General features: G+C 32.4%; 24 protein-coding genes. 5 read left to right on the forward strand and 19 right to left on the reverse strand.

Annotated elements, in window-relative coordinates; translation table 11 throughout:
- Positions 1-73: 73 nt before the first annotated feature.
- The 6 genes from LL038_RS08615 to LL038_RS08640 form a co-directional block, all read right to left on the reverse strand.
- Positions 74-1,006 (reverse strand): ABC transporter permease, encoded by a 933-nt coding sequence (locus LL038_RS08615; RefSeq protein WP_216125772.1) that lies wholly within the window; start codon positions 1,004-1,006, stop codon positions 74-76.
- The gene (locus tag LL038_RS08620; RefSeq protein ID WP_216125774.1) at positions 996-2,126 is read right to left on the reverse strand and encodes an ABC transporter permease; all 1,131 of its coding nucleotides are present in this window, start codon (positions 2,124-2,126) and stop codon (positions 996-998) included. Before LL038_RS08620 ends, LL038_RS08615 begins: the two co-directional genes overlap by 11 nt.
- On the reverse strand, positions 2,116-3,651 hold the full coding sequence (locus LL038_RS08625; protein ID WP_216125775.1) for an ABC transporter ATP-binding protein: 1,536 nt from the start codon (positions 3,649-3,651) through the stop codon (positions 2,116-2,118). Before LL038_RS08625 ends, LL038_RS08620 begins: the two co-directional genes overlap by 11 nt.
- A 111-nt stretch (positions 3,652-3,762) precedes the next feature.
- Positions 3,763-4,833: a BMP family ABC transporter substrate-binding protein gene (locus LL038_RS08630; RefSeq protein WP_216125776.1), complete on the reverse strand. Its 1,071-nt coding sequence runs from the start codon at positions 4,831-4,833 to the stop codon at positions 3,763-3,765.
- Between the two features lie 158 nt (positions 4,834-4,991).
- Positions 4,992-7,073 carry a methyl-accepting chemotaxis protein gene (locus tag LL038_RS08635; protein WP_216125777.1) on the reverse strand — a complete coding sequence of 694 codons (2,082 nt, stop codon included), beginning with the start codon at positions 7,071-7,073 and terminating at the stop codon, positions 4,992-4,994.
- Between the two features lie 214 nt (positions 7,074-7,287).
- A complete protein-coding gene (locus LL038_RS08640; RefSeq protein ID WP_216125778.1) occupies positions 7,288-7,929 on the reverse strand; it encodes a hypothetical protein in 642 nt (213 codons plus the stop codon).
- A 181-nt stretch (positions 7,930-8,110) separates the two neighbouring features.
- Between LL038_RS08640 and LL038_RS08645 the strand changes: the two genes are divergently transcribed.
- Both LL038_RS08645 and LL038_RS08650 read left to right on the forward strand, forming a co-directional pair.
- Entirely contained in the window at positions 8,111-8,302 is a 192-nt protein-coding gene (locus LL038_RS08645) for a small, acid-soluble spore protein, alpha/beta type (RefSeq protein WP_216125779.1), read from the forward strand.
- A 191-nt stretch (positions 8,303-8,493) separates the two neighbouring features.
- Entirely contained in the window at positions 8,494-9,600 is a 1,107-nt protein-coding gene (locus LL038_RS08650) for a DUF362 domain-containing protein (RefSeq protein WP_216125782.1), read from the forward strand.
- A 74-nt stretch (positions 9,601-9,674) separates the two neighbouring features.
- Here LL038_RS08650 and LL038_RS08655 read toward each other — a convergent pair whose 3' ends face one another.
- The 3 genes from LL038_RS08655 to LL038_RS08665 form a co-directional block, all read right to left on the reverse strand.
- Positions 9,675-10,142: a chemotaxis protein CheX gene (locus LL038_RS08655; RefSeq protein ID WP_216125784.1), complete on the reverse strand. Its 468-nt coding sequence runs from the start codon at positions 10,140-10,142 to the stop codon at positions 9,675-9,677.
- Entirely contained in the window at positions 10,124-10,999 is an 876-nt protein-coding gene (locus LL038_RS08660) for a response regulator (RefSeq protein ID WP_216125786.1), read from the reverse strand. The genes LL038_RS08655 and LL038_RS08660 overlap by 19 nt, the downstream gene beginning before the upstream one ends.
- A gap of 350 nt (positions 11,000-11,349) precedes the next feature.
- Positions 11,350-12,492 carry a hypothetical protein gene (locus tag LL038_RS08665; RefSeq protein WP_216125788.1) on the reverse strand — a complete coding sequence of 381 codons (1,143 nt, stop codon included), beginning with the start codon at positions 12,490-12,492 and terminating at the stop codon, positions 11,350-11,352.
- A 265-nt stretch (positions 12,493-12,757) separates the two neighbouring features.
- On the opposite strand from LL038_RS08665, the gene brnQ reads away from it, so the two are divergent.
- Positions 12,758-14,071 (forward strand): branched-chain amino acid transport system II carrier protein, encoded by a 1,314-nt coding sequence (gene brnQ, locus LL038_RS08670; RefSeq protein ID WP_216125790.1) that lies wholly within the window; start codon positions 12,758-12,760, stop codon positions 14,069-14,071.
- A 91-nt stretch (positions 14,072-14,162) separates the two neighbouring features.
- Here the strand turns inward: brnQ and LL038_RS08675 are convergent, their stop codons facing one another.
- The 3 genes from LL038_RS08675 to LL038_RS08685 all read right to left on the reverse strand — a co-directional run bounded on the left by LL038_RS08675 (position 14,163) and on the right by LL038_RS08685 (position 16,742).
- The gene (locus LL038_RS08675; RefSeq protein WP_216125792.1) at positions 14,163-14,999 is read right to left on the reverse strand and encodes an ABC transporter permease; all 837 of its coding nucleotides are present in this window, start codon (positions 14,997-14,999) and stop codon (positions 14,163-14,165) included.
- A gap of 7 nt (positions 15,000-15,006) precedes the next feature.
- Entirely contained in the window at positions 15,007-15,921 is a 915-nt protein-coding gene (locus tag LL038_RS08680) for an ABC transporter ATP-binding protein (RefSeq protein WP_216125794.1), read from the reverse strand.
- 83 nt (positions 15,922-16,004) lie between these two features.
- Positions 16,005-16,742 carry an alpha/beta hydrolase gene (locus LL038_RS08685; RefSeq protein WP_216125795.1) on the reverse strand — a complete coding sequence of 246 codons (738 nt, stop codon included), beginning with the start codon at positions 16,740-16,742 and terminating at the stop codon, positions 16,005-16,007.
- A 198-nt stretch (positions 16,743-16,940) separates the two neighbouring features.
- Between LL038_RS08685 and LL038_RS08690 the strand changes: the two genes are divergently transcribed.
- Positions 16,941-17,729, forward strand: coding sequence for a tryptophan-rich sensory protein (locus LL038_RS08690; RefSeq protein ID WP_216125797.1), 789 nt, complete (start codon positions 16,941-16,943; stop codon positions 17,727-17,729).
- Between the two features lie 101 nt (positions 17,730-17,830).
- Here LL038_RS08690 and LL038_RS08695 read toward each other — a convergent pair whose 3' ends face one another.
- The 4 genes from LL038_RS08695 to LL038_RS08710 all read right to left on the reverse strand — a co-directional run bounded on the left by LL038_RS08695 (position 17,831) and on the right by LL038_RS08710 (position 21,354).
- The gene (locus LL038_RS08695) at positions 17,831-19,150 is read right to left on the reverse strand and encodes an MFS transporter (protein ID WP_216125799.1); all 1,320 of its coding nucleotides are present in this window, start codon (positions 19,148-19,150) and stop codon (positions 17,831-17,833) included.
- A gap of 75 nt (positions 19,151-19,225) precedes the next feature.
- Positions 19,226-19,693: a YhcH/YjgK/YiaL family protein gene (locus tag LL038_RS08700; protein ID WP_216125801.1), complete on the reverse strand. Its 468-nt coding sequence runs from the start codon at positions 19,691-19,693 to the stop codon at positions 19,226-19,228.
- A gap of 44 nt (positions 19,694-19,737) precedes the next feature.
- Positions 19,738-20,652, reverse strand: a complete 915-nt coding sequence (locus tag LL038_RS08705; RefSeq protein ID WP_216125803.1) for a ketopantoate reductase family protein — start codon at positions 20,650-20,652, stop codon at positions 19,738-19,740.
- Between the two features lie 15 nt (positions 20,653-20,667).
- A complete protein-coding gene (locus LL038_RS08710; protein ID WP_152752008.1) occupies positions 20,668-21,354 on the reverse strand; it encodes a cyclase family protein in 687 nt (228 codons plus the stop codon).
- A gap of 142 nt (positions 21,355-21,496) precedes the next feature.
- On the opposite strand from LL038_RS08710, the gene LL038_RS08715 reads away from it, so the two are divergent.
- Positions 21,497-22,162, forward strand: a complete 666-nt coding sequence (locus tag LL038_RS08715) for a GntR family transcriptional regulator (RefSeq protein WP_253200330.1) — start codon at positions 21,497-21,499, stop codon at positions 22,160-22,162.
- 83 nt (positions 22,163-22,245) lie between these two features.
- On the opposite strand, the gene LL038_RS08720 is transcribed toward LL038_RS08715, so the two are convergent.
- From LL038_RS08720 to LL038_RS08730, 3 genes are all read right to left on the reverse strand, one after another.
- Positions 22,246-24,261: a methyl-accepting chemotaxis protein gene (locus LL038_RS08720; protein ID WP_216125860.1), complete on the reverse strand. Its 2,016-nt coding sequence runs from the start codon at positions 24,259-24,261 to the stop codon at positions 22,246-22,248.
- A 306-nt stretch (positions 24,262-24,567) separates the two neighbouring features.
- On the reverse strand, positions 24,568-25,071 hold the full coding sequence (locus tag LL038_RS08725; protein WP_268056032.1) for a DUF1097 domain-containing protein: 504 nt from the start codon (positions 25,069-25,071) through the stop codon (positions 24,568-24,570).
- A complete protein-coding gene (locus LL038_RS08730; RefSeq protein WP_216125806.1) occupies positions 25,071-26,372 on the reverse strand; it encodes a pyrimidine-nucleoside phosphorylase in 1,302 nt (433 codons plus the stop codon). Before LL038_RS08730 ends, LL038_RS08725 begins: the two co-directional genes overlap by 1 nt.
- Between the last annotated feature and the right edge of the window lie 2 nt (positions 26,373-26,374).

Consider the following 26,374-nt stretch of genomic DNA (forward strand, 5'->3'; position numbering starts at 1 on the left):
TCTTTTGCATACTAGGCCCTCCAGTAATGAAATACCAGAGGGCCTAATTAACTTGTATAAATATGTCTGGTGATTATTTACCCTTATAATAGGGTATACCATCAGCCTTAGGAGCTGTGGAGTTCCCAACAAAAACGACTAATATAATCAAGGTTAAAACATAAGGTAGCATTGATAGGATTGATGGTGGAATCTGAATTATCGATGTACTTCCACCAAGGATTACAACCAAAGCCTGAGCAAATCCAAAGAGAAGACATGCAGCCATTGTGCCTTGTGGTTTCCACTTTCCAAAAATAACTGCGGCAAGAGCTATAAAGCCTTGCCCTGATATAGTAGATTGTGTAAAACAGTTAACCACAGCCAAAGTCATTGCAGCTCCTCCAAATCCAGAAAGAACTCCCGATGTAAATACAGACAAGTACTTCACTTTATTTACATTTATTCCAAGAGTATCTGCAGCGGCTGGATTTTCACCCACTGATCTAATTCGAAGTCCGAAGCTTGTCTTATATAACACAAACCACATAATAAAAACAAAAATGAAAACTATAGGTATGGTAAGTCTCACATTTAATGTTTTTAATAGTAAGTTTGATGAGTTCGTTGCATAATCACCAAATAAAGTTGGCATTAGATTCGGAACTGGTTTTGTCATTGTACTTCCCTCAAATAATTTTCTTCCAAGAAATAGTGCAATTCCTGGTCCAAGGAAGTTAATAGCAACACCTGATATAGTTTGATCTGCCCTAAAAGAGATACAAGCAACCGCATGTATTAAAGCAAGCAGTCCTCCTGCTATTCCTCCAGCCAAAAAACCAAGCCATGGACTCGCAGTGAAATAACCCACCGTAGCTCCTGCAAATGCTCCAATTGTCATCATCCCCTCAATACCGATATTTACTACGCCAGCATTCTCGGATATTACCCCTCCAAGACCAGCGAACATTAACGGTGCAGAGTACATAAGCGTAATACTTAATGCTAACAATATACTAGTGCCCATTTTTCACCCTCCTCTTCTTCATCTTTTCGGATATCATAGTAAACATAGAGGCTACTGCAACAAAGAACACAATAACACCAATCATTATATTAACTACCTCTGACGGTGCACCAAGGTTCATCTGTATTGTGCTTCCACCAAACTGAAGCCCAGACAAAAGAAGTGCCGTAAATATACATCCCACAGGTGAACTATTAGCCATAAGTGCAACAGTTATGCCATTGAATCCATAGCCTGGTGCAGATGCGAGAGTTACTAGTGCATGAGGAAGCGAACCTGCCATTTGTAATGCACCTGCAAGTCCTGCAAGCCCACCAGCAATGAACATAGTCATAATAATATTTTTCTTAACACCAATTCCAGCAAATTCAGCTGCATCTTTATTAAGTCCTACAGCTCTAACCTGGTATCCAAATGTTGTTTTATACAATACGAACCATATAAGTATGGCAACAGCTATAGCTATAATAATTCCATAATTTATGTCAGTTGCAAGTAATATTGTAGATAATGTCTGATGACTTGCTAGAAAAGCCTGACCATGTGGTGTTTCTTTCCAATTCACAAGTAAGTTGGTCCAGGCATTATGATTAATAGCAACAGAATATTGTGTATTTTTTATTCCGATTCCTGGTACTGATATTAGATAATTATTAAAGTATAATGCTATCCAGTTTAACATAATCGTTGTTATAACCTCATGAATACCAAACTTTGCTTTAAGAAGTCCAGCAAAAGCTCCGTACAACCCAGCAGCAAGAATAGCAACAAGCATTATTACGATTATATTTATACCTGGTGGCAAGTTGAGTTTGCTACCAATTATAACAGCTGCCATTGCTCCCACAAGGTATTGACCCTCAGCTCCGATATTGAAAAGTCCTGTCTTAAATGCAAAAGCAACACTAAGGCCTGTTAGAATATTTGGCATTGTCAAAATCATAACCTGAACCATATTGAGTGGACTTGAGAAAATACTTGTAACCATCATAGAATAACAATCAAATGGATTATAACCAGCAAAGGCGAGTACAATGGCTCCCACTATAAAACCAAGTATTATAGCAAGAATTATTTTGGTGACCGCCTTATTTAGCAATTGAGCAATTTTATATTTCATTTTTCTTTTCCCCTCCTGCCATTAGAAGACCAATCAACTTTTCGTCGACTTCACCTTGTAAAAACTCGGCTACTATCTGTCCATCATATAAAACACAAATTCTGTCAGCAACATTAATAATTTCATCAAGTTCAAAGGAAATAAGCAAAATTGAATGCCCACTATCACGATGTTTCACAAGCGTACTATGTACAAACTCTATAGCTCCTACATCAAGTCCCCTTGTTGGTTGAAATGCAATAAGAAGCAAAGGGTCATTAGAAAGTTCCCTTGCAATTACTACCTTTTGCTGATTACCACCAGACAATGCACCCACAGGTTTTGATGCACAATCTTCTGGTCTAATATCATACTTCTTGATAGAATCCTGGGTGAATTTATTTATTGCTTTATTATTTAAAATAAAGTGCTTTGAAAATTTAGGCTTATTATATTTTTCAGTTATAAAATTATACTTCACCGGGAAATCAAGAATGAGCCCCCTCTTTTGTCTATCTTCATGTATGGTACAAATTCCGTGTTCAATAACATTATGTGGAGATGTATTTTGTAGTTCTACTCCATTTATAGAAATTTTTCCTGATTTCACTTTTTTAAGGCAAGTTATTGCTTCAACAAGTTCCTTTTGGCCATTACCATCAATGCCCGCAATACCAACTATTTCTCCTTTTCTAACTTCAAGAGAGAAATTTTTTACTCTTTCTATTTTTCTACTATCCTCAACAATAAGATTATCTATTGTAAATACAACATCTTCAGGCTTAGCTTTTGTCTTTTTAACTTTTAAGTTAACTTCTCTTCCCACCATCATGGAAGCGAGCTCCTGCTCAGTAATATTTTTCACATCAACCGTATCTATATATTTCCCACGGCGAATGATCGTACAATACTGTGAAGATTTTTTAATTTCTTTTAGCTTATGAGTTATAATAATTATTGTTTTACCATCCTCGGTAAGATTGTGCATAATTTTAATCAGTTCTTCTATTTCCTGAGGTGTTAAAACAGCAGTAGGCTCATCAAGAATAAGAATTTCTACGCCCCTATATAGTGCCTTCAAAATTTCAACCCTTTGCTGCATTCCAACAGATATATCCTCTATTTTTGCATCAGGATCAACATCAAGTCCATATATTTCTGATAATTTTTTAACTTCCCTACGAGCTTTCGCAATATCCAAAATGTAGCCGGCTTTAACTACCTCTTTCCCAAGAATAATGTTCTCAATTACTGTAAACTTCCCCACAAGCTTAAAATGCTGGTGGACCATTCCAATTTTATGTTCTATTGCAACATTTGGATTTTTCATTTCCACACTCTCGCCACTTATAAGTATTTGTCCGCTATCAGGTGTATAAAGTCCATAAAGGATATTCATAAGAGTTGTCTTTCCAGCCCCATTTTCACCCAAAAGTGCATGTATACTTCCTTTAGTAATCTTAAGATCTATCGAGGAAAGCGCACAAAAATCATCAAAATATTTATAGATAGACTTCATTTCCACAGCATATTGTTGATCTTCCATGGTTTATTCTCCTTTTTTTATATCTTATATTAAATACACTAAATCATGAGTTTTCATAATTTAGTGTATTTAATTAAATCTATTCATTCTTTTTTGGTTACTATTTAATAATTATTTTAATGTACTACTATAAGTAGCAAAGGTAGCTTTATTGTAAGGAGGAACAATCTTACCACTCACAACATCTGCAGAAACTTTTTTTGTTTTATCAAGGACATCCTGTCCACACATTTTTATAGCTTGTGCTGTATATGGAACTCCAACACCATTATCCTTAAGACCATAACTAAGTGTCTTTCCTCCAACACTTACTCCATCTTTAACTTGTTTTGAAAGTGCTTCTGTCACGTTACTAACATTTTTCAATGATGAAGTAAGCATATTGTTTGGTGCAAGATATGCTTGATCCATATCAACACCTATACAAAGCTTATTTTCACTCTTTGCCTCAGCAACCATACCTTGTCCAACATTTCCTGCAGCTGTAAATATAATATCTGCGCCTTTTGCATACATATTCTGAGAAATTGCCTTGCCGAGAGCTGAATCACTATACGAGTTTGCATATTGAACATTAACAGTAATAGTTTTTTTAAGCTCTTTTGCACCATATGCAACGCCAGCTCTATAACCGTATTCAAATTGATCAATTACATTTCCCGTGATTCCACCAATAAATCCAACTTTGTTAGTTTTAGTCTTAAGTGCTGCAATATATCCAACAAGAAAAGATGATTCTTGCGCTCTAAATATAACACCAGTAACATTACTCATATGTGGTGTCATTGCATCATCAATAACTGCAAACTTTACATTAGGATACGCTTTTGCAGAAGCTCTTACTGCATCCACCATTAAATAACCAATTCCCCAAACAAGGTCATATTTATTGCTAGCAAACTGGTTCAAATTAGACGGATAATTCGAGCTCTGGACTGATTCTAAATACTTAACTTGAGCACCTGGATTGTTTTTAGCAAATGACTGAAGTCCCTTCCATGATCCTTGATTAAAAGATTGATCATTAACGCCTCCTGTATCTGTAACCATTCCGTCTTTAAATGCTACTTTTGTAGTTGTAGCTGGTTTGGTAGCAGATTTGTCTGAGCTTGAACACCCCGCAAATGCCATAGCAATAACTGACATAGACATAACTAAACTAACTAATTTTTTACATTTCATAAATATCCCCCTATGATTAATATATTTCAAACTGATAAATTTAGAACTTTAAACAATTATCTCCCTTCTTTAACTATTACAATTATATAACTATTATTGCTTTTTTGTACAGTAAAATTAGCAATTATAATAATAATTTTATGTAGAATTATCTTCTACTATAATCTAAAATTACTCATTAAACTTTGAAGTTCCACGGCCATTTGTGTTAAATTCTCAGCAGCATTAGCCACTTCTTTCATTAGTGCTGTCTGTTCCTCTGATGCTGCTACTACATTTTCAGCATTTTCTGAAGACTCAGTAGAAATCTTAGCCACATTCTCAATAGCTCCTAACATATTCTGCGATCCTGCACCTATTTCTTCTGTTACTGCAGACACATCTTGCATTTGAGAAGCTATATAATTTATATCCTCTAATATCGCTCCAAAAGACTTGCCTGCCTGATTCACCATACTTATGCCATCCTTAACTGCAATTGTACCGTTATCCATAGCTTTAACAGCATTTACTATTTCCTTTTGGATCTCATTTATTAAGTTTGATATATTCCCAGCTGCTGATGCAGATTGCTCTGCCAATTTTCTAACTTCATCAGCTACTACCGCAAACCCCTTGCCCTGTTCACCAGCTCTTGCTGCTTCAATTGCTGCATTTAGTGCTAATAAATTTGTATGACCAGCAATGGAAGTTATTAATGATACTATACTTCCGATCTCTTTTGATTTATCTCCAAGTATTGACACAGCCTTTGAAGACATCGCAACTTTGTCGCTAATATTATTCATTTGCTTTATAGCTGAATATACTATGTCATTACCTTTTTCTGCTCTCTTAAATGACTCTAAAGAAATATTTGTCACTGCTTGTATATTGTTTGATATCTGTTCCATACCTATAAATATTTCTTCTGCAATTTTTGTTGTATCATTAGTTATAGTAACCTGCTCCACGCTACCAAGGGCTACATGTTGAATAGCTAGCGAAACCTGCTGTGCCGATTGTTGTGTTTGATCAGAACTTGCTGTAAGTTCCTCTGATGTTGCTACTACTTGCTCTAAACTTTCAGTAACTTTTTTAACTATTTCTCTTAAATTATTGGTCATTCTATTTAAATTGTTTCCCATTGAGCCTAGTTCATTCTCAGTTCTAACATTTAATATCTGGGTCAAATCACCCTCTGCAATTGCATGTGAAAGGTCATTTACCTCTTTAATATTCTTAGTAAGATATCTACTAAATCCATTAACTGCAAATACCACTAATACACAAGTAATTAGAATAAGTATAATTATATTAAACAATAGTTTATTAATTGGAGAATAAAGTTCCTTTTGTGGAATTGATAAGACTAAACTCCATCCGAGCTCTGGTATCTGTTTGTAATATACAAAATTTTTACCATTATCATCTTCATAATAAGATATTCCCTCTTTATTTTGTAAAATATCCTTTCCAAGTTTCGCTATGCTTGTATTTTTATCTTCCGTGATTTTACCTTTCATTGTTACTTCTCTATCAACACCTGCCAAATATGTTCCATTTTTTCCGAGTAACATTGCTTTTCCTGTCTGACCTACTTTAATATTTTTAATGTTTTCTTGTATCGTGTTTAAGCTCATGTCAGCAGTTACTACACCTAGAAAATTTTTATTATCATATATTGGTGCAGTAGTTGTTAGCATAGTCATTTTTAGATTATCATCGTAGTAAGGTTCCTTCCAAGCAATATTTTTTTCTATATTTTTGCCTATAATATACCAAGGTTGCGTGGGGTAATTATACTGCTCAGTAGCATAATCCTCAGTAACCTTTGACGTTCCTGTTTCTTTGTATGCATAAGGTCCAAAATATTTTATATCTTTCTTGTATTTATATGGCTCAAACCAAACCCCCACTCCCAATGTATCTTTATTAGTAGAGAGCACTTCTTTCTGAGTTTCTATAATTGTTGACTTGTTTAATTCCAATCTACTAGTTCCAATAACTTTAGCTATATCAACTGCTATTTGACTATGCTTTTGCATATCTTTATCTATTAGATTAATGTTTTCTTGCAATTGATGTTCCATTCTATTTTGAATCTCTGTAGTTATGAGTTTTTTAGAAGTATAAATAGAAAAAATACCAATGATTGCTAATGATATTAAAACTACGGGTAAAATAGAAATAAGTATTAGGGTCTTAATGCTTTTAACCTTTGTAGAATTTATATTTTTTTTCATTGCAAATTTTGTCATGCCCTCACCCCTTGCATTCTTTTGAATTATTTTGTTATCTATATTATCGTTTAAGCTTATCTTATCTTTATATTAGTTTTAGAAAAGCTTTAATATGATTCATTTTATTTTGAAATTCAGCATTGTTTTAATTAATTTCATTGTGATTAATTAAAACATATAAAAATAACCACTAAAATTTAAGTTTCAGCAGTTGTTTTCTTGCAATAGTTCTTTAATTCTTCATTTTATTGATTTCGTCTAACATTAATATATTTAATTTATTTATTTCTTTTCTTTTCTCCAATTGCTCTTTAATTACTTTCCTTCTATATTCTAATTCAATTTGCTTAGTTTTAAGTTCTATTGAATTACAGAACTCATATATTTTTCTAAACTGTATTTTTGTTTGCTCAAACTCTTCATCAAAATTAACTAAATCTTTATTTTTATAAATCATCTTTAAAGACTCTAATTGATATCTTATTATTGTAGAAAATTGTATAAGGAGCTCATCTGATTTTACTTTGTAAAGGTATAATAATAGTTCTATGTAAATTCTATGAAGAGTAACCTTATCAAAAATATCTAGATTTACTCTACTATAACTTAATTTTTTTTTAGGCTTTAAATTAAATAGTTTTCTTAAACAATTGTTATAACCTTTTGTTGTCCAAACCCCATATACTGGGTAGCTGGTCTCTATATGCTTAAAGAATATATTTATTTCATCATTACTTACAAATAGTTTTATGTCTTTATCTATGCTAGTTAATCTAATTTTGTTTATCACTGTAAAAACCTCTCCATAACTTAAAAATAGCTTTCCTTCTGTAGCACCTCGTATATTCCCTACACACATCCACATATCTGGCATTAATTAATCACCCCCTAAGTTTGTATTAGTTAAGTATATTATCTTCTATCCTCTAACTTTTAATTATATCCAATAATTGAAATTAATATTTTAAAATTATAAATATGATTTATCTTACTTGCATAATTTATAAACAAAATTCAAACAATAAAATATATAACAAAAATAGGATGGTGTTTTTATGGATGAAATAATAAATAGAGCAAAAAATAAAACTCAGCAAGCTAGACTTATGGGAATAAAAACACCTGAGGATGGTGACTGGAGCAACTACAGCTCAAAAACCTGTGGGAGCGTTGGTGGAGCAATTGGTGATACTTTTAATAAAAAAGCTGTTTCAGATGATGAATCCAAATTAGACAAAAAAAGTTAAAAATAATCATTTCAATATTAACATGCACCTTTTGTATAGTATCTATCATAAAGGTGCCTGTTTTCTTTTTTTGTAATATCATATATAATTAAGGTTAATGAGTAAGCATACTAGTAAAAACAAACCAATTAAAATACTAAAGCTATTCTTATTTAAGAATAAAAAGATATAAACCTTGGAGGTTATTGAACATGGAAAAATCGAAAGTATATTTTACCGATATGCATGCGACACTTAAAGAAAATTTGCAACAAAAATTGACTCGTCTAATTAAAACAGCTGGGATCGGTCAAATTGATTTTAATAAAAAATTTACGGCTATTAAGATTCATTTTGGAGAACCTGGCAATCTAGCCTACCTACGCCCAAATTACGCTAAAACAATAGTAGATATTGTAAAGGAATTAGGTGGAAAACCATTTCTTACTGATTGCAATACTTTATATGTTGGTGGTCGAAAAAATGCACTTGACCATCTAGATTCCGCTTATGTTAATGGCTTTTCTCCATTCTCTACAGGCTGTCACATTATAGTTGGAGATGGATTAAAAGGCACCGACGAAGTTTTAGTTCCTGTTGTAGGTGGTGAATATGTGAAAGAGGCAAAAATTGGTCATGCTATCATGGATGCAGATATATTTATTACTTTAACTCATTTCAAGGGACATGAAGCAGCTGGTATTGGTGGTACTCTTAAAAATGTAGGTATGGGTTGTGGATCTCGTGCAGGTAAGATGGAGATGCATAGTAGTGGAAAGCCGTATATCTCTCATGATGACTGTATAGGCTGTGGTCAATGTGCTAAAAACTGTGCCCACAATGCTATTACATTAACACAAAAAAAGGCTACTATTAATCACGATAAGTGTGTTGGTTGCGGTCGCTGTATTGGTGTCTGTCCTATGGATGCTGTTCTTCCTGCATCAGATGAGTCAAATGACATTTTGAATAAAAAAATTGCCGAATACTCATGTGCAGTTCTAAATGGTCGCCCAAGCTTCCATATAAGTCTAGTCATTGATGTATCACCTTTCTGTGACTGTCATGGAGAGAACGATGTGCCAATTGTTCCAGATGTAGGTATGTTTGCTTCCTTTGATCCTGTTGCACTAGATGTTGCTTGCGCTGATGCTGTAAATGCACAACCTATTATACCAGGAAGTATCCTAGATAAAGCTGATGAAAAAAATCATGACCATTTCACTAATGTCAGCCCTGAAACCAATTGGAAAGTTGCAATTGATCATGCTGTAAAATTGAATTTAGGCAGTAATGAATATGAATTGATTAAAATTTAAAATTAAAAGAGAGCGAATTTAATATAATTTGCTCTCTTTTTGATTATTATTTTTACCATTTAAAATATATACCTCTATATTGTATTCTTTTCTAAAGAAATATTAACTTCAATAATCATTCCATCTACGCTCATCTCAACGCAAAGAACTTTATCAGCATTACTACTTGCTGTAAAATCACCCTCAATCAAAGTTGGTGTAGAGATATCTATGTTTATATTATCCTTTGAAAAATTCATTGCAACATTTGCCGTTAACATATTAACAAGTTCTGAGATAGCACTTTGTGGCAACTCATCAAAGTTATCTACAGGTGCTCCCATCATCATTATTGATGCAATTTTTTTTGCAGTGTCAACACTCATACCATAAATGATATTACCTTTAACATCTCCAATGATTCCAATAATAATCACAACGCCTTTGCTTTTTATATATTTACCTTTTACACTAATTCCATTTTTTTTAATTTCATTTAACCCCAATTGTGGTAGTATTATGTTGAATGATTCTAAAACTGGATTTATATGATTGACATCCATTCCCCTTCACCTCTATTAAAACCTATATTTATAGTCAAATTTCCAAACTGAGATTTTACAATAGCAGAAAAGGTATTCTCTAGTTCTGCCTTTGATATATTTATTGACTCACCATGAAATATTGTTGGTGGTGCAACTCTTAGACCAAACAATTTGTTTTTCTTATTTATCATTGAGCATGCATTTCCTGCAAACATATTAGCTATTTCTGACATAACATTAAGTAACTCTTCATCGTTTTTAGGATCTCTTTTTAATAATATTGTTGCAAGGTTCGAAGCTGTTTCATAGGCCAAATCCAAAATTAGTCTACCTGAATATTTACCTGTAATCCCCATAACTATTGATATGCCTTCACTATGTATAGCAATATTATCATTACTCTCATCTGTAATTTCTGGCACCGTCTTTGTAAGTTTATTAAAAATATTTAATAAAGCCTCTTTAAACACATCTGAATATAATTTCTCAAGCTCTAAATATAATTCTTCATCTGCCATAACTCTATTTATTAATAAAGATAATTCCTCTGAATCAACAGGTTTCTGAATATATCCACACACATGAGTTTTTTTGGCTTTTCTTACAAGTTCATCATCCATCATCGAACTAACAATTATAACTTTAATATCTTTATCAATTTTGTGGATGGCTCTTGTGCATTCAAATCCATCTGTTCCTGGGAGAGTCATATCCATTGTTACTAGATCTGGTCTAACTCTTGTAACTTCCTCAATAACTTCTTCTAAAGATTTTGCCTCACCAACTACATCAAATCCACTTTCAGTGAGAACATCTGTTAATAATGCTATTTGGAAAGGTGAGTCGTCGACAATTAAAACTTTTACATCTTTCATAATTATATCTACCCCTTTAAGCTATTTCTAATACTATAATCATTATATTTTGTTTCAATTATCTTTTTATGATTACAATGATTACTATCCGTATATTATAGTTATCGAACATATTAAAATTTTCTATATACCTATTTTTTTTTAGTGGTATCTAATTTATAAATTATTGATTCTTCACATAACAAAAGCTCTCTTTACAGTGGACAGATTTTTTAATCTATCCACTTTAAAGAGAGCTTATTATTAAGATTCAGCTTTTTTATTTAAGCTATATTACATAAAGCTCATTGTATTTTAAATTATTTTTTTGGGAATGTTTTTCTATAAATCCTGCTAATGTTACTGATAATTTAATTACCCGTTGTGCCACCTGTTGTACCTGTAGTTCCACCTGTTGCAGGTGTAGTCTCCGTTGTTGATCCTGCATTCGGTGTAGTTTCAGTTTTTCCATCTGTCGATCCAGCTGTTGGTGTTCCGGCGGTTCCATCTTTTGATCCAGCCGCAGGTATAGTTTCGGTTGTTCCTTCTTTTGATCCAGCCGCAGGTGTAGTTCCTGCTGTTGATTCTTTAGTACCTGCAGTTCCAGTTGATTTTTCTGTTGCTGCTTTTGTACCTTTAGTTTCATTTGTTTTGTCGACCGATTTTTTGGTACTTGTAGTTTCATTTGTTTTGTCTACCGATTTTTTTGTACCTTTATTTTCAGTTGATTGTCCTGATGACTCTTTTTCAACCGTTGACTTTTGGGGAACGACAGTTTTTACAGTTGGAATTGGTGTATTTCCAGCAGTCATCTTAGAATAAACTTCCCCAGAAACTCCACCAATCAAAACTAAAATAATTGCTACAACAATTATTTTCTTTTTATTCTTGCTAAGCTTCTTATTTTCAGGGAATACTTCCCTATTACTTTTATTTATTGTTTGTTCATCACCTGTTACCTTACTCATAACTGTTGTAAAATCCTCTTTATCAACAGAATGTACTTCTTCAGATTTTTTCGTTTCCTTGGATATTAGGTGTTTTATATTCGTCGGTATATTTAGCAATAATGCTAGGATTTCATTTTGTTCCCCAGAATATATTTCCTTAAAGTTTTCTGGTGATTTAATTACAATAACAGGCTTATTATGTTGATCTTCTAAATAAACTGTAACTGAAAACTCATCACCCTTACTTATAAAGGGGATATAAACCTCTAAAATATTATCATTTATTGAAGAATCAAATTTTAACCCTCTTGTTATTTGGGCATCTGTACTCCTTAACTTAGTTTGTGAGCCTATATTTATAGTTAACTCATGAATTGTCCTATTTGATGGATTCTTAACCGTAATAACATATCCACAATCTTCTTCGCTATCTATATCTGTAGGTTTACCTTTTCGTATATTACATAATATTCTAGGTCCTAAGTTCTTGTAATAATCAAGCAATAATCCTGATGCAAATGATATTAATATAGTTAGAATTGCTGTTTTAATAATATTTATCAATTAATTTTTCGCTCCCTTGTTTTTACCATTTTTTTCAATTAAATAATTATATTTTTTATCCTCATTAGATTATAAAGCAGATAGATACTTGTGTCAAATTTAATAATGCACATATCGATACTATTTGTGGTATAATACACCTATATAAAATTTAAGGTACATAAAAAAGCCACCTTATTAGTTAATAACCCCTACACTCTCCACAGTAATACACGACTAAATACATATTTTCTACATAAACATATTCATCAGGAGGTACATATAAATGAAGAGTTCAACAAAACATTCCCTAATTATAGGTTTTGCACTATTTGCAATGTTTTTTGGTGCTGGGAACCTAATTTTTCCACCATTCCTCGGAAAAGCAGCAGGAAGTGCCTATTTTACATCGATTACAGGCTTTCTCATTACAGGAGTTGGCCTTCCACTAATTGGAATAATAGCTTGTGCTAAGATTAATGGTACTTATGAAAAAATGGCAAATAGAGTAGGTAAAAAATTTGCTGTAATAACAAGTGTAGCTTTAATTCTTGTTATAGGACCGTTACTTGCAATTCCAAGAACCGCTGCAACAACCTTCGAACTTGGAATACATCCTTTGTTTCCATCCGTATCACAAAACATAATAGTTATATTGTATTTTTTAATAGCACTTGCATTTGTACTTAAACCTTCTTCAATAATTGATAACGTTGGTAAAATACTTACACCATCACTTTTATTAATGCTCGCTATAATTATATTTAAAGGAATAATAGACCCTATTGGACCAATTGTAAATACATCTTATAAAAATGGATTTTCAAAAGCTTTAATAGAAGGTTATCAAACAATGGATGTTATGGCTTCTGTTATATTTGCAGGAATAATTATTTCATCTGTTAAAGCAAAAGGTTATAAAAATGCAAAAGATATAATGAAGATGACTATAAAATCAGCAATAGTCGCCGTAACTGGTTTAGCCTTTGTATATGGTGGACTTATGTATCTAGGGACACAAACAAGTACTTTGTTCCCAAAAAATATAGCGAGAACCACTCTAGTTACCGAACTTGTTAAGTTAGACCTTGGAAGTATTGGTTCAGTTGTTCTTAGTTTATGTGTTGCACTTGCATGCTTAACAACTGCTATAGGATTACTTGCAAGTGGAGCAGAATTTTTCGCTAATCTTTCAAAAAACAAATTATCTTACAAAACCGCTGCTATTATTATGGCTGTAGTAAGTGGATTAATAGCTACAAACGACGTTGATAGTATAGTTACATTTGCAGGTCCTGTTTTACAAATTTTATACCCAATTGTAATTGTTCTAATAATTATTACGTTGCTTGGTGATAAAGTTAAAAATAATAAAGTCGTTGCTATAACTATATACACCACTCTAATTATAAGTATTTTAGACACCATAAACGCTGTATATGCTGGCAGCATTGGATTCATTAAATTTATTCCTCTAGCCAGTGCTGGATTTTCATGGCTTATACCTACTTTACTAGCTTTTGTAATTTCCAACATGTCAATAAAAGCAAAACAAGACGGTATAGATGAAGATGATACTAACTCAATATTGGAATCATAATATACAACAAATTATTTTTGAATTATTAACATTTAGATAAAAATAGAGTTATTGGATAAATTATTATCCAATAACTCTATTTTTTCTAACTCTAACTAAATATATCAGCCTCTTTACCTTTTGATCGATTAATTTTTGAAAAATCCACCCTTGAGAAAACAAAAGTTGATAATAATAAAAATATCAATCCGAAAATTAGTACAATCACCATGCTGATGACTGGTGTAATTACAAAATTACCTATTTTAAAAGCAAGTTGCTCTGCTATCAATTGATTCGTTGTTAAAGACGTCTTTTCCAGTATAATAGTTCTGAAAAACGCTGTTGTATATGTCATGGGATTGATATATGCAACATATTGCAATACTTTTGGTAACAATGAAAGCGGAATATATGCACCACAAAGAAATGTAAGCGGCATTGTAATCGCAGTCACCACAATTTGAAATGTTTGCGAATCTTTAACTAGCGTCGCTAAAAACAATCCTAACCCTGAAAACACAAGTCCAACCACAATCATCACAGCAATTACCGCAAATGGTGTTACAATTGATGTAAATTTAAGGCCTATAAAATAACCAATGAATAGGATAATAATTCCCTGCATAGTTGCTATTGTCGCAGCTGATAATAGCTGACCTGCAGCAATCTGAATTCTTTTAACTGGGCTTACTAACACTTCCTTCATAAATCCTGAAACAATATCTTCAATTGTACTAGTGGCAATAGTAAGTGACGTTTGAAAGACAGTGGTTATCACAATACCCGCTAGCATGTAATTTACAGGATTTTGAATAGTATCATTTTTAAAAATCGCACTAAACACATATAAAAAGAAGAATGGCATGATAATCGTGAAAACAAGCTGAACACGATTTCGAGTAAAAATTTTAACATTTCTAAACCATAAAGCTACTATAATATCCATAAATTCCTCACTTTCTTATATCTTTTCCAGTAATCTCTAAGAATACATCATTCAATGTACCTTTTTTAACTTCCAAATCTGTTATCTGCTCTTTTTGCTGACTTAATATATCCAAAAGTTTTGGTATACTATCAACTTCAATTGAATAGTGATCTATTTTTTTCATGTATTTAAACCCTGCATTATCTAGCAATCCCTCTAGACCTTGCTCATCCTTGGTTGAAATATTTGCCATATCCTTTCTATATTGCTGTTTTAAACGATATGGCGTGTCAATTGCAACGATTTTACCACCATCCATAATTGCAACTTTGCTGCAGATTTCGGCTTCCTCCATGTAATGTGTTGTTAAAAAAATGGTAATATTCTTTTCCTTTTGAAGCTTTACAATATATTCCCACATGTGAGCCCTTGTTTGAGGATCAAGCCCTGTAGTTGGTTCATCTAAGAATAATACTTTTGGGTAGTGCAATAATGATCTTGCTATTTCCACTCGCCGTTTCATACCTCCAGACAAACTGCTTACCATTGCTTTTTCCCACTCCAATAAATCCACTAGCTTTAAAACGAAATTGATACGCTCTTTAAATTCACTTTTTGGTATAGCATAAAAATGACAATGCATAATTAAATTTTCAAGAACCGTCATTTTATTATCCAAAGTTGATTCCTGAAAAACAACCCCAATAACACCTCTAACTGCATCCTTTTCATGTGAAACATCTTTTCCATCAATGGTTAATGTTCCTGATGTCTTATCGAATATGGTACATAGTGTATTTATAGTTGTGCTTTTACCTGCTCCATTTGGGCCTAAAAATGCAAATATACTTCCTTCCTCTACCTCAAATGAAACATTGTCTACTGCTGTAAATTTATCATACTTCTTTACAAAATTCTTAACTTCTATTATGTTTTTCATGGTACCACCCCTATCAAATGTTTTCTGGATTTTAGCGATCACATTCTCATAATCATCAATCTAATATGTTTGTTATTCGCTCCCTACTTTTCACTAATAAATTCAACTATAGATTGAACTATAATATTTTGTTGCTCATCTCTCGTTATTGTAGCTCTATTGTCACCCTTTTGAAATCCATACCAACCATTTTGAGAATGATTACCTCCCTTAATAGGAATCAATTTTGTACTTTTCGGCAATAATTTTTTAGACTCATCTATCTTATCTTTTCCAATAAACCCATCTTTAGTCCCATACATTGACAAAACTTTTACTACACTTGATGATAGATTGTTACTTTTCTGAGGATATGACGCTAAGAGTATTAATCCACTAATTTTATCTTGGTTTTTGTATGCAAATTGTGATGCCATAACCCCTCCAAGGGAATGCCCAGCTATATACCACTGCTTAATTTGCGGATATTTCCCTATTACTTTTTCTGCCTTATTAGGAGAAAATACAGCAAGATTCAATGGCATTGGTACAATTACAACTTTAAAACCAGACTCCGCTACTTTCTCAGCTAAAGGTGCATAAGCCTGCGGTGCAACTTTTCCGCCAGGATATATAATTAATCCTTTCGTAACTATTTTGTTTTTAGCAGTGTATTCAATCCAAGGTGAACCAGTATATTCAACCTTATCATTTGATTGAAGCGTAATTTTGACTTCCGGCATGGCTCTATAATAATCGTTTGAATATACTGCAATTATTATAATTATTATTGGAATAAGCAGTAGAGAATATTTCCATTTTTTCTTGATAAAAATTTTCAAATTATATCGCTCCCCCGTGAACTATTTTTTGTTTTTTGTCCATTTATTATAATACCATACTTCGAATAACACCTATATGTTTATTTAAGCATATAAAATTAATGTTAAAATCGAATTATATTTATGGTGTATTTAATGAGAACGTTTAGTAAACTAAGAGTATCATTATAAATAATAACATTGGAGAGTGATTTAATAATGTCTAAGGAAAGAGGAGTAAAAATTCTAAAAACTTTTACTGTGCTTAGTTTTGTTCTCATGATTACTGTTAATGCATTAGCAAATATTTTACCGATTAATGGAATAACAACTGGTGGAGTTTCTGATTCATATCCTAATCTATTTGCACCTACTGGTGTTACATTTGCAATATGGGGAATAATATACCTATTACTTGCTGGATTTGTAGTTTATCAGCTGGGACTTTTTAAGAGAACTGATACTAAAAATATAGTTAAACTTATTGATGGTTATTTTATTATATCTTCACTAACCAATGCAATATGGATATTTAGCTGGCAGTATAAAGTTATTCCTCTTTCCATGATTTTAATGTTAGTAATACTGGTTTGCTTAATTAAAATTAATAGTAAAATTAACTCCATAGAACTAACCTCAAAGGAAAAGTTATTTGTAAAACTTCCTTTTAGCGTTTATTTTGGATGGATTACTGTAGCAACAATAGCTAATGCTACCACACTGCTTGTTAGTTTAGGGTGGAATCCCGGGGGCTTATCAGAACAGATATTAACAATAGTTGTTTTATTAGTTGGTCTTATTATTGGAATGGCTACAACTCTAAAAAATAAGGATATTCCTTATGGTATAGTTATATTTTGGGCTTATTTAGGGATACTCATAAAACATGTTTCCTCAAGTGGTTTTGCAGGCAAATATTATGGAATTATCACTACACTAATCATTTCATTAGTTATTATTTTCATATGCTTATTATATATTTCAAAGAAGAAAAAGGATATAATTTAATCTAGATATGTTTTAAGGGATTCCTTTGGGAATCCCTTTGTGTTGTATTTTTATGTTCTTTTTAGAACATGTTAATTCTATCCCCTTTTACATTTAAGCACTTATGAAATTTTTACATTTGCAACTGATTCTTGATTCTTTATTTTAGTAGTTCCGCCTAAATTTTTAGGCAAAGTTAAAGTAATCAAGGCCGCTGTTATTAATGAACATACAAGAAAGTATATTGCAAAATCATAGTTGTATTTTTGAATAAACCAGCCTACTATATATGGTCCTAAAAAACCACCTAAATTTCCTAAAGCATTTATAATCCCACGAGAAGCTGCTGCCATATCTCCACTAAACAAAGTTGGAGGAATTGTCCAGAACACTCCCGCTGCTGCCTGTAAAAACACTCCACAACCAACCAAAAATGCAAACGAAACCCACATATGTTGTTTAAATAGAACAGATAAATATAAACATAAAGCAAAACTTAATATAGGTATAATTATATATTTTTTTCTGTTTTTACTTTTATCTGAGAGATTAGCAAATACATATAATCCAATTATAGTACCTATATATGGAAATATAGACAAAATACCAACCATAGCCATTCCCGAATTAGTTAGATTTTTAAGCGTTGTAGGTAACCATAATGAAAATCCATATATTCCAGTTTGATAAAATAGATTTAATAGTACAAGCTTCCACATATTTTTACTTTGGAATATATCTTTAAACCCAACTTTTTCTGATATTTTTCCTTTTACACTTTCTTGTTGTTCTAGCATTTTCTGATTTATATAATCTTTTTCTTCTTTTGAAATCCATTTAGCATCATCTGGTCTATCACTTATCATTGGAAGCCATACAAATAATACAGATAAGGATAATATGCCCTCTATTATAAAAACATATCTCCAACTATAGCTAGCTAAAATAAATCCAGAAAGTGGTCCTGTTATAATAGATGCTATTGGCACATTCATTATACAAAGAGCATTTGCCCTTCCAATTTCTTCATTGGGAAACCAATGACTTAGCATGGTAAGCAAACATGGTAAAACGCATCCTTCTGAAACCCCTAATAAAAAACGGATTATAAGTAATTGATTTACATTATGAACAAACCCACCAAGTGTGGCTATAATACCCCATACTATAACCACATAAGTTATAAGTTTCCTACCACTCTTACGTTCTGCAAGCAATCCTCCTGGAACTTGAAGAAAAAGAAATCCGATAAAGAATATACCTGCAGCAAGTCCAGATATGCTTGCAGTCATTCCAAGTTCTTTGCTCATTCCTCCCGCTATCGCAAAACTTATATTAGTACGATCCATAAAACCTACAATATAAACAATGATGATTGGTGGAATAATACGAAACCAACGTTGACATGGAATATTTGAGAGTGTTTTTGTATTTTGAATCATATCTACATCCCCTTTTTTTAAATAAAAATATTTAAACCGTTTTCATTTTAAAGAAAGTAAAAAAATAATATTTTCTTACTTTAATAATGCTACTTTTACCTTTACAACAACTTTTCTCACAATCATAGCTTCTTCAGCCATTACTGCTGGCCTATGTACGTCACTCGGGAAGAAAATACAATAACATCCTGGTGTAGCTTCTATAAATCCTTCATTTTCAACACCCTTATAAAAAATCAAATCTCTATCATCGATTCTCTCATCAACTTCATATTTGCCCATATCAGGAGTAAATCCCAATCTTTCTTTTCCAGAAGCAATGAACTGAACATCTACATACTTTTCATGAACTTCTGGTCTTTTCTTATCGTAAGGTTCTGTCTGTGCGTCAAATACCTGTGCGTAAATATCCTTTCCCTGAATTTCATAAACTCCTACTTTCATAGTTGTAAAATCGTTTTCTTTTAAATATTTAATAGCCGTTTGAATGGCTTTTGGATACTTCGTAACGTCATCCTTTGAATAAATAGATGAAAATATCATATTAAACATCTCCTTGTTTCAATTATTTTAATCATTTAAATTTTTTAATTATTTCTTTGTTCCATAGCGTGAACCATATTCACAATAAATTTATGAGACGGAACTTCTACTCCATACTTTTTAGCTGCAGACACTACTGATCCACTTATTGTATCTACCTCTGTTAGTCTTCCATTATTTAAATCTGTATAAATAGAAGTACATCCATTAGGAGAATCCTCTGAAGCTTTCTTAACCTTTGCTAGTACTATTTCTTCATCAAATATAAGTCCCATTGCATTCGATACTGCTATTGCTTCTTTTACTAATTGCCTTGTCAAATTCCATGCACTAGCATTTGCAGCAATAAACCCCATTTTCACCTGTAATACACCAGTAACTGCACTAAGTGATACATTTGTAAATAACTTATCCCATATTAATTTTTGAATATTATCTTGAACTATTGTATCAAAGCCACAATCGTCGAAACATTTTTTTAATGTATTAAGCATATCATTTTTATCTTCAGCGAGCATTCCAATATTTGTTCTTCCAGTTCCACCATGTCTAACATGTCCTATTTTAAGAATAGAACCATTATCCTCTGTTGTACCAATAATAATACGTTCAACTGGGACTACCTCAGATAAAATATCCTCATGACCAGCACCATTTTGAAGTGTCATGACATAAGTGTTACTATCAATGATTCCTTCGTTTTCTTGCAGTGCTACTCTTGAATATAAGGATTTAACAAATAAAATAAGCAAATCCACTTTTCCAATTCCGTCAGTTGATGTAACAGCTTTCGGCCTATATAATACATCCGAGCCATTTTCTTCAAGTTTTAATCCATCTTTATTAATTGTATCTACAACCTCCTTATTATTATCTACCAAATAAACTTCATTGTGTTTTGATAAATAACCACCATAGATTGACCCCATAGCACCTGCACCGATTATCGCTATTTTCATATTTGCACCCTCTCTTTATTTAGAAAATTCTATTAACCCCTCAATTGCATATGCACGAATTGGACATGAATCCAAACCAATAATCGGAAGTGGAGAATATGACATAAAGAATGTATCTACAGATAATTCTTCCAAATTCTTTAACACTTCTAAAAATACAACATTTACTTCCATCAATACATCATGAAAAGCTTTTACATCTTCATTATTGCTTTCAATTGATACACCATCACCAAAGCCAACACATTTTACTCCTTTTTCTTTCAACCACTGAGCAGTTTCACGGCAAATAAATAGTCTTTTGTCATCTTCTGTATTGGATGCTGGTGTAAATGGAGCAAGTTTCATAGGTGAATCTAAGATTACAATATCGCCTTCTTTAATTCTATCCCCACAAGCCTTTTCCAAATCAATCGCCTTAATTTTTTCATTAGATTTCATATGTGTAATATTAACGTAAATCGCTCTTCCCATAAATGTAGTAATTGGAAGTGACTCTACATCTGACCAATTATCATTGTGATGATATGGGCACTCTACATGAGTTCCTAAATGACTAGTTAAATCCATAATTGTATGAAAATCTGGAATTGGTCCACCTGTGTTAAATCTAGTAAGTCCACATCTTCTACTTTCTGTTTTAGGATCTAACACCTTTGTTAAATCGATTACTTTTAAGTTTCCCATTTTATATGAGTTCATAATATTTCCTCCTTAAAATTTAATTTTAATACCATTTACTTTCTTGTTACCAGTATACCGGTGTGTCGGTATACTGTCAAGCATTTTTTATTGACCTTAAATATTTTTTAGTATATGATAGTAATATAGGGGAGTGTACACTATGGCTAATTTAAATATTGATACAAAAAGTTCATTACAAACTCAGACTTACAACTATGTGAAAGATCAAATTCTCACAAAGAAGCTTAATACTAATGTCCTATACTCAGAAACAAAACTAGCAGCAGAATTAGGCATTTCAAGAACTCCTATTAGAGAGTCTCTTCAATGTCTTAGCCAAGATGGATATATTACAATTATTCCAAGCAAGGGATTTATGATAAGACAACTCAATGAAAAGGATATGCTAGAATCAATTCAAATAAGATGTGCAATAGAAGGATTTTGTACCCATATAATTGCAAGTGAAATAGAAAGCAAAAAAGGACAGCAATTAATAAAAACTTTAAGTAAGCTGTTAGATCGTATGAAAAATACAAAAAATTCTAATGACTCACATAAATCTTTTATGGATTATGACCACAATTTTCATCTTGCATTAATTAATTATGTAGACAATAGCGAATTCAGTCAAATGTTTCAAAGGCTTATGTATTTGATCCAATTAACAACGTCAACAGCTCTCTCTCTTACTGGGCGTATTGACAGTACTTTAGATGAGCATGAGCAATTTTTCCATTATCTTAAACAAGGCGATGGTGATACTGCATACAATATATTAGTAAAACATCTAATGATGCCACTCAATATGCATATTATAGATTAAAAATATCCATTACAATAAAGAGGTCGGCTAATCATTATTTGATTAGCCGACCTCTCACACCATTATATATGCCAATTGGCATCTTATAATTTAAATTTATTAACCGTTTCCTTAAGTCTTTCAACCAAATCATCCAATTTATTGGCTGTTTCTCCTATTTGGTACATACTAGCTGTCTGCTCTTCAGTGGATGCTGTAACCTGTTCTGTAGCAGCAGAATTTTCTTCTGATATAGCAGCAAAGCTATCTATAGCTTCAACCGTAACATCTGATTTCTTAGACATAGCACTTGTAGATTGTGACATATCACGTACAGTAGAAGCTAGTTCACCGAAAACTTTTTCTATCTCAGCGAAATTTTTACCAGCTTGGATTGCAACTTGAACACCACTCACTACCTCATTTGTACCTTTATCCATTGTTACAGCTATAGTTTCAACTTGGTTCTGAACTCCATTTATAAGTTCCACTATACGCTTTGAAGCCTCACTTGACTGCTCGGCAAGTTTTTTAACTTCATCTGCAACTACAGCAAAACCTTTTCCGTGTTCTCCAGCTCTTGCAGCCTCTATTGCTGCATTAAGTGCCAGCAAATTAGTTTGTGCTGCTATATCACTTATTACATCCACTATTTGCCCAATTTCTTTTGATTGTTCTAACAAATCATGTGTTCTTTCAACATTATAGCTATTCGTTTTAGCTATACTTTCCATACTATCTACTGCATCTTTGATACTCTGTGCACCCGAATTGCTTACTTTCATAGATTTTTCTACAACATTTGTCATATATCTGCACTGCTCTAGAACCTCATTTATATCTTTTGCTAACTCGCTTGTTATCGTTGTTGCTTTACCTGCATTTTCAGCTTGTTTAACAGCTCCACTAGCTATTTCTTGCATAGTTTGAGAAACTTCCTCCGTTCCACGTGCAGATTCTTTTGTTGTTAATGATAAATTATTTGACAGTAATCCAACTTCACTAGCTGACTCGCCTATTGATGTTATCATATCTTTCAAGCTAGCTACAGTACCATTCAAGCTATTTGCCACTTTTCCAATTTCATCATTTTGATTCATAGTTAATTTATTACTAAGATTCCCTAAAGCAATTTGTTCAGAGAACTCAGATAATTTAGTTAAAGGTGATGCTATTCGTTTCGCAATTAACACAATTATAAAAGCAAGTATAACCCCAATTAATAACGTAATTAAAAGTAAAGTTATCATCATCCTTTGAGCAGGAGCAAAAAGTTCACTTTCATCTACTACACTAGCTACACTCCAACCAGCTAAGGGAACTTTATTATAAAACACTATGTATTTCCCATTATCGTTACTAAATCTGAATATACCAGATTTTTGTTGAAGCATATCCTTACCTAACGCTTGCATGTTTGCATCCGGTATATCTGATATTTTCTTTTTCATCACTAATTCTTTGTCTGGATCTACAAGAATTGTTCCATCTTTTCCAATTAATAAACTATATCCTTTTTCTCCAAATTTAAAAGCTTTAACTTTATCCTGAATATAGGAAAGATTAACTCCTGATATAATTGTTCCTATAGTTTTGTCAGATGGATCTTTTATTGGAACCCCCACTACTACTAAAGTTTTACCAGTCCCTTTTGATACTACTGGATTTGATATAAGATATGGTGCACCACTCATTAAATCCTTATACCATGGTTTTTCAGACACATCACCATTTACAAGTTTTCCATTAGAATATTGCGCCCTAGATTTTCCATCATTATTAAATAGTGTAGCCGCTGCATTATCGTATTCACCAGGATAATTTTTTTCTAAAAACTTAATTCTCTCTGAATTAAATTTATCAACAGCGCCTAAATTCGAATTAATTAATTTGGCTGTAGGTGTATTTGCAGAACTTCTTACTTCAAGAAGCTTTCCATTTAACCAAGAATTTATATTTTCTGACAAGCCGTTCGTGTTTTCTACCCTACTGCTAATAATTTCGCTTTCCATAGTTTTCTTAAACTGATAAAAGGCCGTGTAACTTAGAACTAACATTCCAATTATTACTGCTGGTAAAATGGTAAATAATAATTTCATTTTGAAAGACAATTTTTTAATCAACCTTATCCACTCCAATCAATATCATTTTTATTACTAATTGTTATATTGTTAATGTCTAGATTTGTCGTATTTTACTTTTATATGTATTACTATAAATTCTCTCTCCTTCAATTAGTATATCGTTTGATAAATTAATTACTTTATACCTTTGTTAAACCCCATAAATGTTAAATTTTCGACATATAAACTAATTTAAAAAGTTCGTTAAATTAGGATATCTAAAACAAACTTAATTTTTTTAAATAAAAATAAAGTTAACATCATATGATGTCAACTTTATTTTTAGTTTTCTCAATAATTTTTTTATGAAACTTGTGATATTGTCTTATCTGATTTTCTCTCAGTTAGTTTTTTAATTAAAACTCCACCAACATCTGAGACTATTCCTAAAACTGATCCCATTAATAAAGCCATTATTGTAGCTTTCCAATTTCCATTCATTCCAAAAGTGGAAGCACAGCCTACAAAAGTTCCAGGAATAAATGCTAAAAATGGAATTTTAGCTTGCGCAATTATAAAAAATGAAATAATGGTAGTCATAACCGCTACTGGTTCTGGTATAGGAAGCATATTTGAAAACTGAATAGCAATCATCGCCCAAAGAATTCCAGACATATTACATATCACTGATTTCTTCCATCCTTTTACAAATCGATTTCCAGCAGCATAATAACTAGTACATCCCATAAAACCAACCCAAGCCATAAGTCCAAGTTTAGTACTTAGTATGATCCAAACCCCTGATAGTAACCCAATACTTATAGCGCTAGAATTTAAAGCATCTATACACTTTCCCTTTTCACACACTACTTAGTAATAACTTCATGGATTAATGTTGGCTTAGTTGCATGATCACTAATAGAGATATTTTCATATATTTTTGCCTTTACATCTTCTACATTTTCACGGTTTGCGTAGATAGTTATAAGAGTTTCACCCTTTTCTACCTTGTCGCCAACCTTTTTGCGTAACATTAATCCTACTGCTAAATCAATTTTGTCCTCTTTTGTTGCCCTACCTGCGCCAAGTAACATTGCTGCAATACCAATCTCATCAGCTACCATATTAGATACAAAACCACTAGTTAAAGCAGGGACATCAATTTTATATTTAGCTTGTGGTAATTTATCTGGATTATCTACAACTGATTCATCTCCACCTTGATTTTTAATAAATACTTTAAACTTGTCTAGTGCTTTACCATTTTTTATTACTTCAAGAAGCATTTTTCTTGCTTCCTCCAATGTTTTTGCTTTTTTAGCAAGCACTACCATTTGACTTCCAAGTGTTAGGACAAGTTCTGTAAGATCTTCCGGACCTTCTCCTCTTAATGTATCGATGGCTTCCTTTACCTCAAGTGCATTACCAATTGCAAATCCTAAAGGTTGTGACATGTCAGAGATTATCGCCATGGTATTTCTTCCTACATTATTACCAATTTGAACCATTGCATGAGCTAAATTTTCTGCATCTTTATCCGTTTTCATGAAAGCTCCTGCACCAGTTTTAACATCTAGAACTATTGCATTAGCTCCTGATGCAATTTTTTTACTCATAATAGAACTAGCTATCAGTGGAATTGAGTTAACAGTTCCAGTAACGTCACGAAGTGCGTATAATTTCTTGTCGGCCGGAGTTAAGTTCCCTGTTTGACCAATAACAGCAACTTTGTCACGGTTAACTAATTCAATAAATTTATCATTTGTAATCTCTACATGGAAACCACTTATAGATTCTAATTTATCAATTGTTCCGCCAGTATGTCCAAGACCTCGTCCAGACATTTTAGCAACTGGTATATCCAAAGCAGCAACAAGCGGTGCAAGTACTAGTGTTGTTGTATCGCCCACACCACCCGTTGAGTGTTTATCTACTTTTATACCTTCAATTTTTGATAAATCAATAGTTTCACCAGAATTAACCATAGCCATAGTCAAATCTGCCCTCTCACGATCATTCATATCTTGAAAATAAATAGCCATTGCGAGTGAACTTGCTTGATAATCAGGGATGTTTCCATTAGTGTACCCTTCTATAAAAAAATTAATTTCTTCAGTTGTTAATTCTTTACCATCACGTTTTTTTGAAATTACATCTACCATTCTCATTT

This window comes from Clostridium estertheticum, assembly GCF_026650985.1.
GTDB lineage: Bacteria > Bacillota > Clostridia > Clostridiales > Clostridiaceae > Clostridium_AD > Clostridium_AD estertheticum_C.

Bases quoted from the DNA above. Each gene is read 5' to 3' on its own strand.
- LL038_RS08675 (WP_216125792.1), bottom strand. From the start codon at position 14,999: ATGGATATTATAGTAGCTTTATGGTTTAGAAATGTTAAAATTTTTACT.
- LL038_RS08680 (WP_216125794.1), bottom strand. From the start codon at position 15,921: ATGAAAAACATAATAGAAGTTAAGAATTTTGTAAAGAAGTATGATAAA.
- LL038_RS08650 (WP_216125782.1), top strand. From the start codon at position 8,494: ATGGAAAAATCGAAAGTATATTTTACCGATATGCATGCGACACTTAAA.
- LL038_RS08620 (WP_216125774.1), bottom strand. From the start codon at position 2,126: ATGAAATATAAAATTGCTCAATTGCTAAATAAGGCGGTCACCAAAATA.
- LL038_RS08655 (WP_216125784.1), bottom strand. From the start codon at position 10,142: ATGGATGTCAATCATATAAATCCAGTTTTAGAATCATTCAACATAATA.
- LL038_RS08730 (WP_216125806.1), bottom strand. From the start codon at position 26,372: ATGAGAATGGTAGATGTAATTTCAAAAAAACGTGATGGTAAAGAATTA.
- LL038_RS08625 (WP_216125775.1), bottom strand. From the start codon at position 3,651: ATGGAAGATCAACAATATGCTGTGGAAATGAAGTCTATCTATAAATAT.
- LL038_RS08645 (WP_216125779.1), top strand. From the start codon at position 8,111: ATGGATGAAATAATAAATAGAGCAAAAAATAAAACTCAGCAAGCTAGA.
- LL038_RS08690 (WP_216125797.1), top strand. From the start codon at position 16,941: ATGTCTAAGGAAAGAGGAGTAAAAATTCTAAAAACTTTTACTGTGCTT.
- LL038_RS08700 (WP_216125801.1), bottom strand. From the start codon at position 19,693: ATGATATTTTCATCTATTTATTCAAAGGATGACGTTACGAAGTATCCA.
- LL038_RS08630 (WP_216125776.1), bottom strand. From the start codon at position 4,833: ATGAAATGTAAAAAATTAGTTAGTTTAGTTATGTCTATGTCAGTTATT.
- LL038_RS08715 (WP_253200330.1), top strand. From the start codon at position 21,497: ATGGCTAATTTAAATATTGATACAAAAAGTTCATTACAAACTCAGACT.
- LL038_RS08660 (WP_216125786.1), bottom strand. From the start codon at position 10,999: ATGAAAGATGTAAAAGTTTTAATTGTCGACGACTCACCTTTCCAAATA.
- LL038_RS08640 (WP_216125778.1), bottom strand. From the start codon at position 7,929: ATGCCAGATATGTGGATGTGTGTAGGGAATATACGAGGTGCTACAGAA.
- LL038_RS08635 (WP_216125777.1), bottom strand. From the start codon at position 7,073: ATGACAAAATTTGCAATGAAAAAAAATATAAATTCTACAAAGGTTAAA.
- LL038_RS08710 (WP_152752008.1), bottom strand. From the start codon at position 21,354: ATGAACTCATATAAAATGGGAAACTTAAAAGTAATCGATTTAACAAAG.
- LL038_RS08705 (WP_216125803.1), bottom strand. From the start codon at position 20,652: ATGAAAATAGCGATAATCGGTGCAGGTGCTATGGGGTCAATCTATGGT.
- LL038_RS08695 (WP_216125799.1), bottom strand. From the start codon at position 19,150: ATGATTCAAAATACAAAAACACTCTCAAATATTCCATGTCAACGTTGG.
- LL038_RS08615 (WP_216125772.1), bottom strand. From the start codon at position 1,006: ATGGGCACTAGTATATTGTTAGCATTAAGTATTACGCTTATGTACTCT.
- brnQ (WP_216125790.1), top strand. From the start codon at position 12,758: ATGAAGAGTTCAACAAAACATTCCCTAATTATAGGTTTTGCACTATTT.